The sequence below is a fragment of the Saccharothrix sp. CCNWYY140 genome, from assembly GCF_037401995.1.
In the GTDB taxonomy this organism is placed as follows: domain Bacteria; phylum Actinomycetota; class Actinomycetes; order Mycobacteriales; family Pseudonocardiaceae; genus Actinosynnema.
This window is the reverse complement of sequence record NZ_JBBEGC010000003.1, coordinates 54576-69835: the sequence shown is the minus strand read 5'-3', so window position 1 is coordinate 69835 and position 15260 is coordinate 54576. Positions and strand designations below refer to the sequence as shown.

At 71.4% G+C, this 15260-nt stretch carries 13 protein-coding genes and 1 pseudogene; 3 read left to right on the top strand and 11 right to left on the bottom strand.

Annotation, left to right across the window (positions count from 1 at the left end; translation table 11 throughout):
- Positions 1-95 precede the first annotated feature (95 nt).
- The 3 genes from WBN91_RS02690 to WBN91_RS02680 all read left to right on the top strand — a co-directional run bounded on the left by WBN91_RS02690 (position 96) and on the right by WBN91_RS02680 (position 2564).
- Complete coding sequence (locus WBN91_RS02690; RefSeq protein WP_337728601.1) at positions 96-728, top strand: GNAT family N-acetyltransferase; 633 nt, start codon at positions 96-98, stop codon at positions 726-728.
- Between the two features lie 72 nt (positions 729-800).
- On the top strand, positions 801-1547 hold the full coding sequence (locus tag WBN91_RS02685) for an ArsR/SmtB family transcription factor (RefSeq protein WP_337728602.1): 747 nt from the start codon (positions 801-803) through the stop codon (positions 1545-1547).
- Between the two features lie 24 nt (positions 1548-1571).
- Positions 1572-2564 (top strand): YdcF family protein, encoded by a 993-nt coding sequence (locus WBN91_RS02680; protein WP_337728603.1) that lies wholly within the window; start codon positions 1572-1574, stop codon positions 2562-2564.
- On the opposite strand, the gene WBN91_RS02675 is transcribed toward WBN91_RS02680, so the two are convergent.
- The 11 genes and pseudogenes from WBN91_RS02675 to WBN91_RS02625 all read right to left on the bottom strand — a co-directional run.
- Positions 2561-3175, bottom strand: a complete 615-nt coding sequence (locus WBN91_RS02675) for an RloB family protein (RefSeq protein WP_337728604.1) — start codon at positions 3173-3175, stop codon at positions 2561-2563. The two genes, WBN91_RS02680 and WBN91_RS02675, sit on opposite strands and share 4 nt — an antisense overlap.
- A 2-nt stretch (positions 3176-3177) precedes the next feature.
- A complete protein-coding gene (locus WBN91_RS02670; RefSeq protein WP_337728605.1) occupies positions 3178-4413 on the bottom strand; it encodes an AAA family ATPase in 1236 nt (411 codons plus the stop codon).
- 95 nt (positions 4414-4508) lie between these two features.
- Positions 4509-5657, bottom strand: coding sequence for an N-acetylmuramoyl-L-alanine amidase (locus WBN91_RS02665; protein WP_337728606.1), 1149 nt, complete (start codon positions 5655-5657; stop codon positions 4509-4511).
- A 170-nt stretch (positions 5658-5827) separates the two neighbouring features.
- A complete protein-coding gene (trxA, locus tag WBN91_RS02660; protein WP_121223944.1) occupies positions 5828-6154 on the bottom strand; it encodes a thioredoxin in 327 nt (108 codons plus the stop codon).
- A gap of 49 nt (positions 6155-6203) precedes the next feature.
- Positions 6204-7193 carry a thioredoxin-disulfide reductase gene (trxB, locus tag WBN91_RS02655; protein WP_337728607.1) on the bottom strand — a complete coding sequence of 330 codons (990 nt, stop codon included), beginning with the start codon at positions 7191-7193 and terminating at the stop codon, positions 6204-6206.
- 103 nt (positions 7194-7296) lie between these two features.
- The gene (locus WBN91_RS02650; protein WP_337728608.1) at positions 7297-8052 is read right to left on the bottom strand and encodes an anti-sigma factor family protein; all 756 of its coding nucleotides are present in this window, start codon (positions 8050-8052) and stop codon (positions 7297-7299) included.
- A complete protein-coding gene (gene sigM, locus WBN91_RS02645; protein ID WP_121223950.1) occupies positions 8049-8666 on the bottom strand; it encodes an RNA polymerase sigma factor SigM in 618 nt (205 codons plus the stop codon). The genes WBN91_RS02650 and sigM overlap by 4 nt, the downstream gene beginning before the upstream one ends.
- 187 nt (positions 8667-8853) lie before the next feature.
- Positions 8854-10374 (bottom strand): protein kinase family protein, encoded by a 1521-nt coding sequence (locus WBN91_RS02640; RefSeq protein WP_337725705.1) that lies wholly within the window; start codon positions 10372-10374, stop codon positions 8854-8856.
- A 37-nt stretch (positions 10375-10411) separates the two neighbouring features.
- On the bottom strand, positions 10412-12043 hold the full coding sequence (gene murJ, locus WBN91_RS02635; RefSeq protein ID WP_337725704.1) for a murein biosynthesis integral membrane protein MurJ: 1632 nt from the start codon (positions 12041-12043) through the stop codon (positions 10412-10414).
- Entirely contained in the window at positions 12040-14505 is a 2466-nt protein-coding gene (locus WBN91_RS02630; protein WP_337725703.1) for a DUF6049 family protein, read from the bottom strand. The genes murJ and WBN91_RS02630 overlap by 4 nt, the downstream gene beginning before the upstream one ends.
- Positions 14506-14684: 179 nt before the next feature.
- A pseudogene (locus tag WBN91_RS02625) lies at positions 14685-15170 on the bottom strand (NUDIX hydrolase); the annotation flags it as partial.
- Positions 15171-15260: the final 90 nt, after the last annotated feature.

Below are 15260 nucleotides of genomic sequence, written 5' to 3'. Positions count from 1 at the left end.
TGTAACGGCCGTCCCGTTCGGGGCATGAGCCTTCCGGGTGGGGGTCACATCCGCCTATCCTCGAGGGGGATGCATTCGGGGGTTGGGAGGTCGGGGTGTCGCGACGCGTCGTGGGCGTCACTCTGGACAACCTGGAGCACCTCTCCAAGCACAGCCGGACCTGCGTGTTCTGGGAGTTGGCACCCCACCTGAAGGAGCAGGCCGAGGAGTTCGGCGACACCGAGTTCGAGAAGGAGGCCTGGGTCTCCAGCGTCCTGCTCGAGTGGGGCTCGTGCGGTCGGATCATCTACGCCGACGGGATTCCCGCCGGATCGGTGTTCTACGCGCCGCCGGCCGCCGTGCCGCGGTCGCTGGCCTTCCCCACCTCCCCCGCCAGCCCGGACGCCGTGCTGATGACGGGCCTGGAGGTGCTGCCGGAGTTCCGCGGCGGCGGGCTCGGGCGCGTGCTGGTGCAGACCGTGGCGAAGGACCTGACCCGCCGCGGCGTGAAGGCGATCGAGGCCTTCGGCGACGCCCAGCCCATCGACGACGAGCGGACGTGCGTGACGCCCGCCGACTTCCTGACCAGCGTCGGCTTCAAGACCGTGCGCCCCCACCCGCGCTGGCCCCGGCTGCGGCTGGAGCTGCGCAGCGCGTCGTCGTGGAAGGAAGACGTGGAGGCGGCACTGGAGCGGCTGCTGAGCTCCGTGACCGTGTCGACGGCCGAGCCGAGCTTCCGCCCGGTCTGATTTCTGGCTTTGACCTGCGGTTTCTCCCGTGCGCATTGACATGCAGGTTTTTGCCTGCATAACGTTTACGGGGTGGACAAGGTCTTCAAGGCCCTCGCCGACCCGACCCGGCGCTACCTGCTGGACCGGCTGCACGAGGAGAACGGCCAGACCCTGGGCGAGCTGTGCGCGCGGGTGGGCATGACCCGCCAGTCCGCCACCCAGCACCTGGCCGTGCTGGAGGCCGCGAACCTGGTCGCCACGGTCCGCCGGGGCCGGGAGAAGCTGCACTACCTCAACCCGGTGCCGCTGCACGAGATCCAGGAACGGTGGATCGACAAGTTCGAGCGCCCCCGGCTGCGGGTGCTCGCCGAGGTCAAACGACGAGCGGAGAACGCGATGAAACCCGACTTCGTGTACGTGACGTACATCGAGAGCACGCCCGAGAAGGTGTGGGAGGCGCTCACCGACCCGGACATCACCGCCCGGTACTGGGGCCACCGGAACGTGTCGGACTGGCAGGTCGGCTCGACGTGGGCGCACCGCCGCGTGGACTCCGACGTCGACGACGTGGTGGGCGAGGTGCTCGAGAGCGACCCGCCGCACCGCCTGGTGACCACGTGGCGGGACCCGCAGGCCCCGGAGGGGTGGTCGACCGTCACCTTCCTCGTCCAGCCCTACCAGGGCATCGTGCGGCTCACCGTCACCCACGAGAACCTCGCCGACGACGCCGAGCGCGCCCAGGCCGCGGCCGGCTGGGCGGCGGTGCTGTCGAACCTCAAGTCGCTGCTGGAGACCGGGCGGACGCTGTCGGGCATCCCGTGGGAGATGCCGGAGTGACCTGCGGCGGCTAGGTTCCACCCCGTGGTGTTCGCGATCTTCGGCCTGGTGTCGGCGCTGTTCTTCGTCCTGGGGGTGCGGCGCGACCGCCGGCGGGTCGCCAACGCCGTGTGGTTGGGGTTGACGCTGGTCGCGGGCCTGCTGTGGCTGCTGACCAAGGACGACCTGCCGTGGTGGCTGGACGACCTGCTCGGGTGGGCGCTCGCGGTGGCCGTGCTGGGCTGCGGGCTGGTGCTGCCGGTCGCGCTGATCGTGAACGGGCTGCTCATGGTCCGGCGCGAGGGGCGCAGCCTGGCGAACCTGCTGTCCCTGCTCGCCGGGCTGGCGATCGTCACCCTGGTGGTGATCTTCCTGCTGGCCCTGGACGACCCGCGGACGTGGGTGCAGGCCGTGGTCGGCTCGCTGGTGGTCGTGTCGGCGTACCTGGCGTTCCTGTTCGTCAGCCTGCTGCTGTACTCGGTGCTCTACGGCAAGACCGGCCGCCGGACGGGGTTCGACGCGGTGGTCGTCCTCGGCGCGGGCCTGCACGGCGACCGCGTGCCGCCTTTGCTGGCGTCACGCCTGGACCGGGCTGTGCGGCTGTACCGGCGGGAGGTGGCGGCGGGTGGGTCGCCGGTGATCGTCGTTTCCGGTGGTCAGGGGGCCGACGAGGCTGTGTCGGAGGCTCTGGCCATGCAGCGGTGGCTGGTGGTGGCCGGGGTGCCGGAGGAGGCGGTCGTGCTGGAGGACCAGGCCACCACGACGGAGGAGAACCTGCGCAACAGCAGGGCAGTCCTGGATTCGCTCGGGCACACCGGGCGGACGGTGGCGGTCACGAACAACTACCACGTGTTCCGCACGGCGGTCACGGCTCGACGGCTGCGGCTGAAGATGGGCGTCATCGGGTCGCGGACGGCGTTCTACTTCCTGCCCAGCGCCTTCCTGCGGGAGTTCGTGGCCATCCTCAGCCGCAACCCGGTGGCGCACACCTTCGCCTGCGTGGTCCTGGTGAGCCTCTACCTGCTGCTGCTCTTCTAGCCCGGCGGGCGCTCGATCGCCGCGAGCAGCTCGTAGATCGTGGACGACGGGTTGTCATCCGGTGAGCTCACCCCGTTCCGGGCATGCCGCTCAGCCAACGCCGCTGCCCTTCGCGCTGCCTCGTGCCGACGTGGCATGTACAGGTCGGCCTCGATGTGTTTGCCGGACCGGCCATCGAGCTGTCGGCTACGCCGCTCGGCTTGATCCGTGCTCAGATGTGCGGTCTGGTTCTCGAAGTGGAGGATGAGCCACAACTCGAAACACGGGTTCGAGACCGCCACACGGATGCCGTGCTTCGTCGCGAGGCTGATGGCCTCACCAAGTCGAGGATGTCGCTGTGGGTATTCGACGTCGAACACGCACCAGCATTCGTCGATCTCCGGATCCGCTGCTCGCTCGATCGCCGCGGTGACCAGCCGGAACGGCACACCGGGGTGGGGATCGACCTCGATGCTGATCGCCGTGTTGCCCCGAACCTCCGGCAGGCGCTTGAGACCGTTGATGTAGTCCGGTTCGGAAGCGACCCCCTCACAGAAGATCAGGATCGTCCTGCGTTCCGGCCGGGTGCCCGTTCTGCGGCGGAGATCCTTGCCGGTGGTGCGTCGTGCCATCGTCAGCCGATCAGTCCCAGGGCTCGGAGGACCTCCGTGCGGTCGACATCGGGTAGTGCGCCGAACCTGCCGTGCAGGTAGGCCTTTTCCAGGTTCTGCGACCGCCGCACCCTTTCGCCGGCGAAGTCCGCCAGGGCTCCCAGCCTGGTGGCGCCGTCGGTCTTCTCGGTCAGCCACACCTCGTCGCGGTTGAGGTGGTTGAGGAGGCTGGTGTCGTGCGAGGTGAAGATCAGCTGGGCGCCGCGGGGATTGGTGACCGGGTCTTGGAAGAGGCGGATCAGCTGTGCCGACAACGTCGGGTGCAGGCTCGCGTCCAGTTCGTCGAACAGGAGCAGGGACCCGTGCTCGAACGCGGTGAGCACCGGCCCGATGAGCTGGAACCAGGTGCGGGTTCCCTCGGACTCCTGGTCGAGGTCGAACGCCACCCGTTCGTCCCGAGTGCGGTGGACCATGCGCACTCTCCGTTCGCCCTGTGACCGGTCGACCACCACGTCGTCGATGCCGAGATCCGCCATCCGCAGCAGGGCCAACGCCTGCTCGCGATCGCGGTCGGCCGGGTTGATCCCCTCGAAGCCCGGAAGCGGCGCCTGATCGCGATCCGCCAAGTCCTCGAACAGGCGGGAGGTGGACTTCCCGGACGCCCGGGACTGCCCGAACCGCCTCGGCCAGACGGTCTGGACGTCGATCAGGGCGCGGGTGAAGTCGGTGATCAGCGGTTCGTCGAAGCGGCGTGCGATGGACAGCGCCAGCGTCCGGGGGGTCAGCAATTCCCGGGTGCCGGAGAGGCTCCCGAGTCCCCGCTGGAGCTTGAGCGCGGTGCCTTCCCGCTCGAACACCCGGCGGCGCTTCTTCTCGGGGTAGTGGAACAGGGCCTCGTAGCGGACGGCGTGCTCGTCCAACTCCACCACGTACTCGAAGCGCACACCCGAGATGATCGACTCCAGGGTGAACTCCGAGGCTCGGGCACGCCCCTCGGTGAACGCGAAGGGCTCTACCGGGATCCGCTCGTCCCAGAAGCGCAGCGAGTCCCGCACCGCCGTCCGCAGCCAGGCCAGCGCGGCGACGAGGTTGGACTTGCCGGACGCGTTCGGCCCGAACACCGCCGCGACCGGGAGCAGGCTCTCGCCGATGTTCGGTGCGGGTCGGGCTTCCTCGCGGTCCTGGTCGACGGCGACCATCGACAGTTCGACCGGCTCCAGGATCGAGCGGAAGTTCGCCACCTCGAACCGGATGAGCACGGCGAACCTCTCCTGGCGTCGTCCGCGCTGTCGTCACAGCGCCGTTCTCGTCAAGTATGGACGAAGAACGGCGCTTGTCGACGTCGACGCGGGGGTCAGCCCGCCGAGCGCTGGCCGGTGGCCAGTTCGTGGCGCATGAGGTCGTCCAGGGTGAAGGTGCCGGTGGGCTGGTCGTCCTTACCGAGCAGGTACAGGCGTTTCACCGCCACCAAGATGCCCTCGGCGACCACGTCGCGGAACGCCGGGGTGGCCAGGCGGGCGCGGTCCTGGTCGTTGGTCAGGTAGCCGACCTCCACGCGGACCGCGGTGCACTTGGTCATCCGGAGCATGTCCCACGTCTTGGGGTGGGTGCCGCAGTCCAGCATGCCCGTGCGGGCCACCAGTTCGCGCTGGATGAAGCCCGCCAGGGCCTCGCCGACCGTGGACGACGTGCCGTTGCCCGTGCCGTAGTGGAAGCTCGCCACACCGTTGGCCAGGGGGGACGAGTTGCCGTCGCTGTGCAGCGACAGGATCAGGTCGGCGCCGGCCTCGTTGGCGAAGCGTGCGCGCTCGCTCTCGTCCGGGTTGTTGTGCGGGCCGCGGGTGAGCAGGGCTTCCATGCCGGTGGCGGCCATCTTGCCTTCCAGCAGCCTGGCCAGGTCCAGCATGACGTCGGCCTCGGACACGCCGTTGACCTCGACACCTCGGTCCGTGCCGCCGTGGCCCGGGTCGATGATGATGCGCTTGCCGGACAGCCTCGGGCCGGCCTTGCGGACGCGTTCCTGCTCGCGGAGGAACACCGGTCGGCCGCCGCGGACCTTCGGCTGGAGCTGGCGCAGCGCGCGGACGGTGTCCGGGCCGCACATGCCGTCCACGATCAGGCCGTAGTCGCGCTGGAAGCTGCGCAGCGCCTGCTCGGTCTGCTGCCCGAACTCGCCGTTGGGCCGGCCGGCGTCGTAGCCCAGTTCCAGCAGCCGCTCCTGGAGGGCGAACACGTCGTCGCCGGTCACCGGCTGGGACATCAGGTACGCCAGCGGGCGGTCGCCGAGGCGGAAGGTCGCGTCGCGCAGTGCTCGGTAGGTGGCGGGGCCGACGACGCCGTCGGTGATCAGACCCCGTTGCTGCTGGAACGCGCGCACGGCGTGCTCGACCGGCAGGTCGAACACCTGAGACGGCTGCGGATCGGACAGGAGGCCGAGCCGGGTCAGCGTGGCCCTCACCTCGGCGACGTCCGGGCCGAAATCCCCGCGGCGGAGTAGCAGCATGTACCCCTCGTTCACTAAGGCGTCGACGGGTGCCGACGCTGAGGTTGACGCCCTATTGTGCCTTGCTCGAGCGGATGCTCCTCGCTGGGCTACTCGGAGTGGTTACCCGCCCACAAAAGCGTGACCCGCCCGCCTTACCGGAAGACGGACGGGTCACGCTCGGGGTTGCGTCAGAGGACGTCGGAGAGGTCGTTGAGCAGCGCGGCCTTGGGCTTGGCGCCGACGATCTGCTTCACCGGGCGGCCACCCTGGAAGAGGATCATGGTCGGCACGGACATGATCTGGTAGTCGCGGGCGATCGACGGGTTGGCGTCGATGTCCAGCTTCGCGACGGTGATCTTGTCGGCGTGCTCCGCGGCGATCTCCTCCAGCACCGGGGCGACCATCTTGCACGGGCCGCACCAGGTCGCCCAGAAGTCGACGAGGACGGGCTTGTCGCTCTGAAGCACGTTCTCGGTGAAGCTGTCGCTGGTCACAGCGACGGTGGCGCCTGCCATTTTCTCTCCTCTTTGGCGGGGGAAACGCTTCAGATGTGCGGTCGGGAAGTCAGTTGGCGGAGTCGCCGTAGCCGCCGCCCACGAACTCGGGCGTCAGGTGCGCGTCGGACTCGCCGTGCTCGGCCAGCCAGCGCTCGGCGTCGATCGCGGCGGAGCAGCCGGACCCCGCGGCGGTGATCGCCTGGCGGTAGGTGTGGTCGACCAGGTCGCCGGCGGCGAAGACGCCGTCCAGGTTCGTGTAGGTGCTCTGGCCCTTGACCTGCACGTAGCCCTCGTCGTCCACGTCCACCTGGCCGCGGACGAGGTCGCTGCGCGGGTCGTGGCCGATCGCGAGGAAGAACCCGGTGTACGGGTGCTCGCTGATCTCACCCGTCCGGGTGTCCCGCACCTTGAGACCGGACATCGTGCCGCCCTCGCCGACGACCTCGACGGCCTCGGCGTTGAGCAGCCACTTGATCTTCTCGTTGGCGCGGGCGCGCTCCAGCATGATCTTCGACGCGCGGAACTCCTCGCGGCGGTGGATGATCGTCACCGACTTCGCGAAGCGGGTGAGGAAGGTGGCCTCCTCCATCGCCGAGTCGCCACCGCCGACCACCGCGATGTCCTGGTCGCGGAAGAAGAAGCCGTCGCAGGTCGCGCACGCCGACACACCGCGGCCGAGCAGCTCCTGCTCGCCGGGGATGTGCAGGTAGCGCGCCGCCGCGCCCATCGCGAGGATGACGGCCTTGGCCGCGTAGCGCACACCGTTGGCGGTGACGTGCTTGACGTCGCCCTCCAGCTCCAGGTGCTCCACGTCCTCGGCGCGCAGCTCGGCGCCGAACCGCTTGGCCTGCTCGCGCATCTGCTCCATCAGGTCGGGACCCATGATCCCGTCGCGGAAGCCGGGGTAGTTCTCGACTTCGGTCGTGGTCATCAGCGCGCCGCCGTACTGCGAGCCCTCGAACACCAGCGGTTCGAGCTGCGCGCGCGCCGCGTAGACCGCCGCGGTGTACCCGGCGGGCCCCGATCCCACGACGATCAGGTTCCGAACGTCCGACACCCTCGACCTCCGTTTGTCGTGACAGGCTGTGGGCCTGCACTTCTGCTCAACGGATCGTAGGGTCCCGCAATTCCTGGTCTGTCGGGTGAGGTGGACTACTCGGCTACGGCGTGATCTGGCTGGTGGCCAGCACACCGTTGGGGTTGTCCGGGCCGCACGTGTCCGGGTCCAGCACGACGATCTTGAACGCGCCCGGCTTGCCGCCCGGCAGGATCGCCATCACGGCGTCCTTGTCGTCCAAGGTGATCGGGCTGACGCCCAGGGGCTTCGAGCTGGCGATGTTCGCGCCCTGGAGGCACCCGGCCAGCTTCTCCTGGTTCTCCAGGGGGCCGTAGTTCTGCGCCTTGAGGACGTCGCCGAAGACCGGGCCGAAGTCGTTGCCCTTCACCGCGAGCGGGCGCTGGGTGGCCGGGGTGTTCGCGTTCGACGTGGGCTGGGCCACGTTGCCGCCGGGGTTGGACGCCGGGGTGCCCTGGGTGGTGACGACCACCACGCCGACCGCGACGGCCGCCGCGGCCAGGAGACCGGCGCCCCACCCGAGCTGCTTCTTCCGCCGGCGGGCGGCGAGGTCGACCACCGGGGCCGGCGCCTGCGCGGGGGACGCCCCCGCCCGCCGGAACTCCTCGGCCAGGGCCGCGTCGATGCGGTCCGCGACGGCGCGCGGCATGGGGATCGAGGGCAGGTCGCGCAGGTCGGCGACGGTCGCGTCGAGCGCGGCGAGGACGTCCTGCGCCTCCGGGTCGTGCGCCACGGCCGCCCGCAGCTCCGCCTCGGTCTGCGGGTCCAGGACGCCCGCGTGCAGGTCAGCCAGCAGGTCGACGGACCACGGCGGCCCTGAACGCCGCACATTGCCGGTCATCGTTCCTCCAACTGACGTCCCTGTTGCACCTGCACATCGGTCACTGGGACGTTCGCATCTGCACTCTGGTTCCGGAGGTGCCCGAGAACTTTGGCCAGCTTCGCGCGACCGCGGGCACACCGCGACTTCACCGTGCCCTCGGCGATCCCCAGCAGCTGGGCCGTTTCCGCGACGGAGTACCCCTCCACGTCGACCAGCACGATGGGCGCGCGCTGCTCCTCCGGCAGCTCGTTCAGCGCCGCCTGCACGACCAGCCGGGTCTCCCGCTCGGACATCGCGTCCCGGGGCGCCACCGGCTCGCCGGGTCCGGCCTCGGGCAGCGGCACGGTCGGACGGGTCTGCCGCCTGCGCATCCGGTCGAGGCAGGCGTTCACCACTATTCGGTGCAGCCATGTCGTGACCTGCGACTCGGCGCGGAAGCTCGCGGCGGCGCGGAAGGCGGAGATGAACGCCTCCTGCAACGCGTCGGCCGCCTCTTCGGGATCGCGCAGCGTGCGCAGCGCGACGGCCCACATGCGGTCCCGGTGCCGTCTGACGAGCTCCGAGAAGGCATGGGGGTCACCCGCGGCGTGCGCCGCGATGAGGTCTGCGTCCGAGCTGGCTGCGGCGGTCACGCGGTGAAGCGTATCGGCCCTGGCGAGTGGCGGTTCGATCACCCGTTCAGCGCAGTGTTGGATTGCCGCGACTCCGTCGCGGCGGCTCGGCCGCCCGGGCGGGTCGGCTCATCGCGCCGACTTTCCCACCGATCGAAGAACGTGATCGGCGGGAAAGTCGGCGCGACAAGCCGACGGCGGCCTCGCGTTACTGGGCGCGCGTGTAGACGACCTCGGCGATCTCGGACTTGTGGTTCCGGCCGCCGCCGGCCAGCTTGGTCACCCACACCAGCACGTGCTGGGTGGCCTCGTGCTCGCCGAGCTGAATCTGGGTCTGCCCGGCGGACAGGGTGGCCGTCGCGATGACCTTGGTCTCCTCCAGCGGCGCGCCCTCGGACGCGGCGACCCGGATCTCGACGACCGTGCCCTCGCTGGGCGAGGTGATCGTGACCGACGCCAGCTTCACCGGTTCGGCGAAGGACGCCATGAGCCCGATGCCGGGCTTGAGGGTCGGGAACGGCTGGAAGTAGTTCTCGGTCTGCCAGACCGTGGTCGGGTTGTTGTCCACGGCCCGGTTGGCGCGGTTGGCGTTGTCCGGCTGGTTGGTCACGTCGTACACGCCGATCGACGCCGGCTGGACGGGACCGGCCGGCGCCGGCGCGGGCGGTGCGGGTTGGCCGGACGCCGCCGGGGTGGTCTGGCCGATCACCACCGTCGGGCCGCTGCCCTTGGTCGGCTCGTCGCTGAAGAAGCTCACGATCTGCACGCCCAGCCACACGATGACCGCGAGCGTCGCCACCGCCAGCACGGCCACGCTGATCCACAGCTTCCGCTTGTGGTCCCGGCCGCGCGGCGGGCGCTGGGTGGTCCACACCGCGCCGTCGTCCTCGGCGTGCACCGGCTGGATCAGCGCGGTCTGCGCCTCGGACTGGGCGATCTGGTCCAGCACCTGGAGGATCGCGGCGGACGTGCGGATGCCGCCCACGCTGGTGTCCTCCAGGGACCGCACCGCCACCGACGACAGCTCGTGCGGCACGTACGGGTGCAAGGTGCTGGGCGCCACGACCGACCCGTCCGGGCCGGTGGGGGCGACGGGCACGCCGTCCGGGCCGCCGGGCAGCGCCCACCGGCCGGTGAGCAGCAGGTACAGGATCGCGCCCAGGCCCTTGACGTCGTCCCGCGCGATGGCTTCCGGGCGCGGACCGGGGAACGCCAGCCGCAGCCGGCCGTCCGAGGTCACCCGGATGCGCTGCGGGTGGTCCGCGCCCAGCACGAGGCCCGCGTGGTGGGCGCCCTCGATGGCCGCGCCCAGCGGCTCCAGCAGGCGGGTCGCCGCGCCCGCGGGCAGGGGTCCCTCGGCGATGAGGTCCATCAGGTCGGTGCCCTGGGTCCACTCGGCCACGACGATGCCGAGGATGCCCTCGTCGAGCTTCACGCCGGTGCCCGGCGTCAGGACGTCGATGACCCGGGAGACACCCGGGTGGGTGAAGCTGGCCGCGTGCGTCGCCCGCTCGGCGGTCCGCTTGGCCCGCGCCAGCGCCTGCTGGTCGGCCGGGTCGCCGACCAGGATCGTCAGGGCGACGTCCCGGTTGAGCTGGCCGTCGCGCGCCCGCCACAGCTCGGCGTCGCAGCGCTGGTCGACACCGGAGGACGCGAGCAGCCGGTAGCGGCCGTCGCCGATGACCCCGCCGGGCACCAGCGAGGTGTTCTGGATCGGGCCGCTGCTCACGCGCCCGAGCGTACGGGACTCGGCTCTGTCGGCACGCTCACCGCCGCCGCACCAGACGGCTGATCCTGTCCACCACGGGCTTCACCTCGGGTACCCGGAACACCGCCATCAGCAGGAAGCTCAGCGGCAGTCCGACGATCGTCGACACGGTCATCTCCACCCAGGCCGTGGCGACCGGACCTTCGGTTCCCAGCACCCGGACGGCGAGCCACGCCGCGCCGGCCGCCGCGCCGAAACCGAGGGCGGACGCCACCACGCTCAGGCAGATCGTCCACGCCGTGTACCCGGTCCGCAGCCGGCCCAACCGGATGCGCAACCACAACTGCCCGACCAGGCACCCGACGACGAAGCTCAGCGACATCGCGATCGACACGCCCACCGCGAGCTTCTCGCGCGGCGCGAACTCCAGGAACCCGTACAGCAACGCGATCCGGACCACGACCATGACCGCCTGGATCAGCGTGGGCGTCCGCGCGTCCTTCAACGCGTAGAACACGCGCAGTTGCAGCAGCGTGATCGCGTAAGGCACCAGGCCGAACGCGGACAGCGCCAGCGCCTGGCCCATCCGCTCGCCGCCGACCAGGCCGGCCTCGCCGTGCGAGAACACCGCCAGGCCGATCGCCACGCCCGCCACGGTCATGAGCGCGCTGAAGGGCATGAGCAGGATGGACGACATCCGGTTGCCGAACGCCAGGTCGCCCACGAGGGCACCGGTGTCGTGGGCCGCCGCCGCGCGGGACATCTTCGGCATCAGCGCCGTCAGCAGCGACACGCCGAGCACCCCGTAGGGCACCTGCGCCACGAGCCACTGGTAGTTGTACGCCGTCAGCGCGCCCTCGGAGTTGAGGGCGACGTTGGTCAGCACGGCCATGCTGACCAGGCCGAGCGCCACGTACAGCAGCACCCAGAACGCCAGGCCGCCGAACTCCTTGAGCCGCCGGTCCCAACCCCACCGCCAGCGGAACCGGAAGCCGGTGCGCTTCATCGCGGGCAGCATCACGGCCGCCTGCACGCCCACGCCGAGCATCGTGCCCAGGCCCAGGACCAGCAGCTTCGGCTCGCCCATGTCGACCGGGTCGAGCGAGATGGTGCCCGGCATGAGCCAGTAGACGCCGAGCGTGATGATCACGACGACGTTGTTGAGCACCGGCGCCCACGTGGGCAGGCCGAACACGTGGCGGGTGTTGAGGATCGCGCCGATCAGCGCGGACAGGCCGTAGAACACGATCCCGGGCAGCACCAGGTAGGCGAACGCGGTCACCAGCGCCGGGTTGGCGTCGTCCGAGCCGCTGGTGAAGATCGCCGTCAGCAGCGGCGCGCAGGCCACCGCGATCACCGTGCCGATGCCGAGCACGACGACGGACATCGTGATCAGCCACTGGGCGTAGGACTCGCCGCCGTCGGCGTCCTCCTTCTCGGCGCGCACCAGCAGCGGGATCGCCACCGAGGTGAGGATGCCGCCCAGCAGCAACTCGTTGATCATCGTCGGCAGCGTGGTGGCCGCCTGGTACGAGTCGTTGAGCGCGCCCGCGCCGATGATCGTGATCAACAGGAGCTTGGACAGCAGGCCGGAGACCCGGCTGACGATCGTGGCGATGGCCATCGAGCCGGAGGCACGCGCCACCGACGGGGGCTTCTGCTGCTCGACCACCGTGCTCGTTCCGCTCAACTCGCGCTCGACCTCTCCGGCGTGACCGCTTCCGGCTGCTCGGGGGTGCCGGCTGTGCTCGGCACCGCCGCCGCGGCCTTCGCCGCCCGCGCCCGCCGGTAGATGCGCCGGGCGGACAGCAGCACGAGCAGCGCGCCCGCGAGGGCGGTGATGACGATGGTGATGGTCCCGTACGCCGAGGACGAGACCTCCAGCCGGGCCCGTTCGCCCAGCTCGACGCCGTCCGGCGTGGTCAGCCGGACGTGCACCGGGAACCGGCCGGACCGCAGCACCTCGACCGGCACGGTCAGCTGCCGGTCGCCGCGCGCGGGCAGCACCACGTCGGGCTGCTGCTCGACCAGGATGCCCGGGGTGTCCTCGACCAGGATGCGGACGGTGACCCGAACGTCGAGCCGGTTGCGGATGGTCACCGGGATGGGGCTGTCGCCGGACGCGAGCAGGATCGGGCCGTTCGGCTCGGACACGGTGACCTGGCCGCGCAGCCCGTCCAGCTGCTCCCGGCCGGTGGCCAGGGTGGCGCGCGCGCCGGACTCGTTGCCGCGCCACGCCCCGGAGACCGCGCGGAGCAGGTTCAGCCGCATCGGCTCGACCAGGTCGCCCGGCTTGGTGGACTCGGCGTCCTGCTGGGCCATCGCCCCGAACAGCTGCTGGAGCTGCCGCCAGGTGTCCGACACCTCGGCGGTGACCGCGGGCGAGACCTCCCGCGCGCCGGACTCGACCGGGTAGCTCAGCGCGGCCCGCTGCTCGGGCGGGGTGGCGCCGAGCAGCGCGGGCAGGCCGACCGGGGTGGCGAACCCGGTGCCGACCAGGGACTTCGTGGTCTGGAGGAACGTGTCGACCTCGCCGGTCGGCGCGTTCCAGCGGCGCGGGGGCGTGATCACCAGGTGGCGGCCGTCGGCCTGGAACGCGGTCCGGTAGACCAGCGCGGCCAGCGCGTTCTGCACCGACACCGGGCGGCTCTCGGCGGGCGTGGTGATGCCGGCGGTGGTCTGGTTCGGGCCGCCGCGCAGCGCGTCGGACACCATGTCGTCGATCCGCACGGCGGTCACCGGCTTGCCGCCGGCGTCGACCCGGACCGGGGCGGTGCCGGGGGTGCCCGCGACCGCGGACCCCTCGACCACCAGCGACGTCACGCCCTGGGCGGTGAGGTCGGTCAGCGTCTGCTCGTCCACGACGCCGTCCTCGGGCCACGCGAGGCCGGGCTGGGCCTGCACGTCGAGGACCTCGCGCACGACGTCGACGCCCTTGCCGGCCAGCGTGCCCAGGTCGGTCAGGCGGGCGCGGGACAGCGCGACCAGGTCGGCGTCCGCGTCCGGCAGCGCCACCACGCACCGGCCGCCGGCCAGCAGCTTGAGCCGGGCCAGCCACAGCTCCGCCGCGCCGCTGCCCTTGCCCGCGCCCTGGCCGCGCACCTGGTAGCCCCCGGCCATCGCGGACACCGTCCGCAGCAGGTCGGGGTCCACGGCCAGGCACACGGCCGGTCCCAGCGGGCCGTCCAAGGCGGACTCGTAGGCCATGAGCAGGCCGTACAGGCGTCCGCCGAGCGCGAGGGACCCGGCCAGCTCGTCGTCGGCGAGCACCGGTTCCAGCCCGCCGGAGACCATCCGGGGGCGGTCCACCAGCGGCCACAGCAGGGTGATCTTCGCCGGGTTGGGGGGCGCGCCGAGCGGGCTGCCGCCGGGGACGCCGAGCACGGGCAGCAGGGTGCTCAGCGCGACCAGGCGGGCGCGTCCGCCGTCCTGCGGCCGGCCGTTGATGTTGGCCAGGATCGGGTAGATGCCGGGCTGGTCGATCTGGAGGGCAGTGTTGCCGGTGCCGCGGACGGGCACGGTGAGGGTGAACGGCTTGCTCTCGTTCTCCCCCAGCTCGTCCACGATCGGGGTGAACCAGGGCTGGATGTACTCGGCGTCGGTGGGCTCGCGCAGGGCGCGGCGGACGGCGTCCTCGGACTCCAGGGGCTTGCCGCGCTCCAGGCGCAGCTCCAGGTCGAACAGGGGGCGGTCGCCGATGTTGACGACCTTGCCGGTGATCGTGACGGACTCGGTGTCGGCGGTGACCACGCGCGGGGTGAGCGCCTCGATGTCCAGGCGGAGCCGGGCGGGCGCGTTCTGGCCGGGCTGGCTGGACAGGGCGCGGGTCGACCAGACCTGGGTGGCGGGCGCGGGCTTGACCGGGATGCGGCCGGCGAGGACGCCGCCGACCGGGCCGGGCTGGGTCGGGGACAGCGCGCCGTCGACCTGGCCGCCGGGTTGACCGGCGACGGGCTGGCCCGCGGCGACCGGGTGGGCGGTGGGCGTCGAGCCGGCGTCGGAGCGGCCGAGGTCGGGCTGGGCGGGGCTCTCGGATCGCGTCGGACCGCCGGAGTGGGTCGGGCCGGCGCCGCCGTCGACCGGCGTGGCGAGGGCGGGCGAGCCGGTGAGCAGGAGTCCGGCCGCCGCGAGGGCGGACAGCAGCCGTTTCACGCGCGCTCCACCCCGTCGTCGGCCGTGTGGCCTCCGGCCCCCGAGTCGATCATCTCACGAGCCCCTGACAGTGTGTGCGGCGCCGGGGTGTGGGGCGCCGGGGTGTGCGGCGCCGGCAGGTCGCGGGGCGCCGGGAGTTCGGCGCGGGCCGCGGTGACCAGGTCGGGCAGTTCGGACCCGGCGAGCAGCTCGACGGCCCGGCGCACCAGCCGCCGCTCGTCGGCGTAGGCGAGCCGCTCGTCCAGTTCGCCAAGGGGCACCCACGCCACCTCGGTGACCTCCACGTCTTCGTCGGACAACTCGCCGCCCAGCGCTTCGAGGAGGAAGTGGTGGACGGTCTTGTGCACCCGGCGGTCCTCGGCGACGAACCAGTAGTCGATCGAGCCGAGGGGCCGCAGGACCCTGCTATGGATACCGGTCTCCTCCGCGACCTCGCGCACCGCGGTCTGCTCCGCGGTCTCGCCGGCCTCGATGTGGCCCTTCGGCAGCGACCACAGGAGCCTGCCCCGCCGGTCCAGCCTGCCGATGATCGCCGCCGCGCCGCGCAGGCGGTCGAGCACGAGGCCGCCCGCCGAGGTCTCGTCCACCGTCTTCAGGCGGCGACCGCGACGCCGGTTCCGACGCCTCGGCTTGGGACCGCCGGAGCGACCGGACGAGTGAGGCATGACCTGATGGTAGTCACGACCCTTGACTACCGGTCGTGACCCCGCTGGCGCTTTCAGTGATCGGTATCCTCACGTGCTTGACTTGGTGTT

Excerpts from the sequence above, each read along its gene's own strand:
- WBN91_RS02675 (WP_337728604.1), bottom strand. The coding sequence starts at position 3,175 with ATGGCACGACGCACCACCGGCAAGGATCTCCGCCGCAGAACGGGCACC.
- WBN91_RS02650 (WP_337728608.1), bottom strand. The coding sequence starts at position 8,052 with ATGACCGGCAATGTGCGGCGTTCAGGGCCGCCGTGGTCCGTCGACCTG.
- WBN91_RS02665 (WP_337728606.1), bottom strand. The coding sequence starts at position 5,657 with ATGCTGCTACTCCGCCGCGGGGATTTCGGCCCGGACGTCGCCGAGGTG.
- trxA (WP_121223944.1), bottom strand. The coding sequence starts at position 6,154 with ATGGCAGGCGCCACCGTCGCTGTGACCAGCGACAGCTTCACCGAGAAC.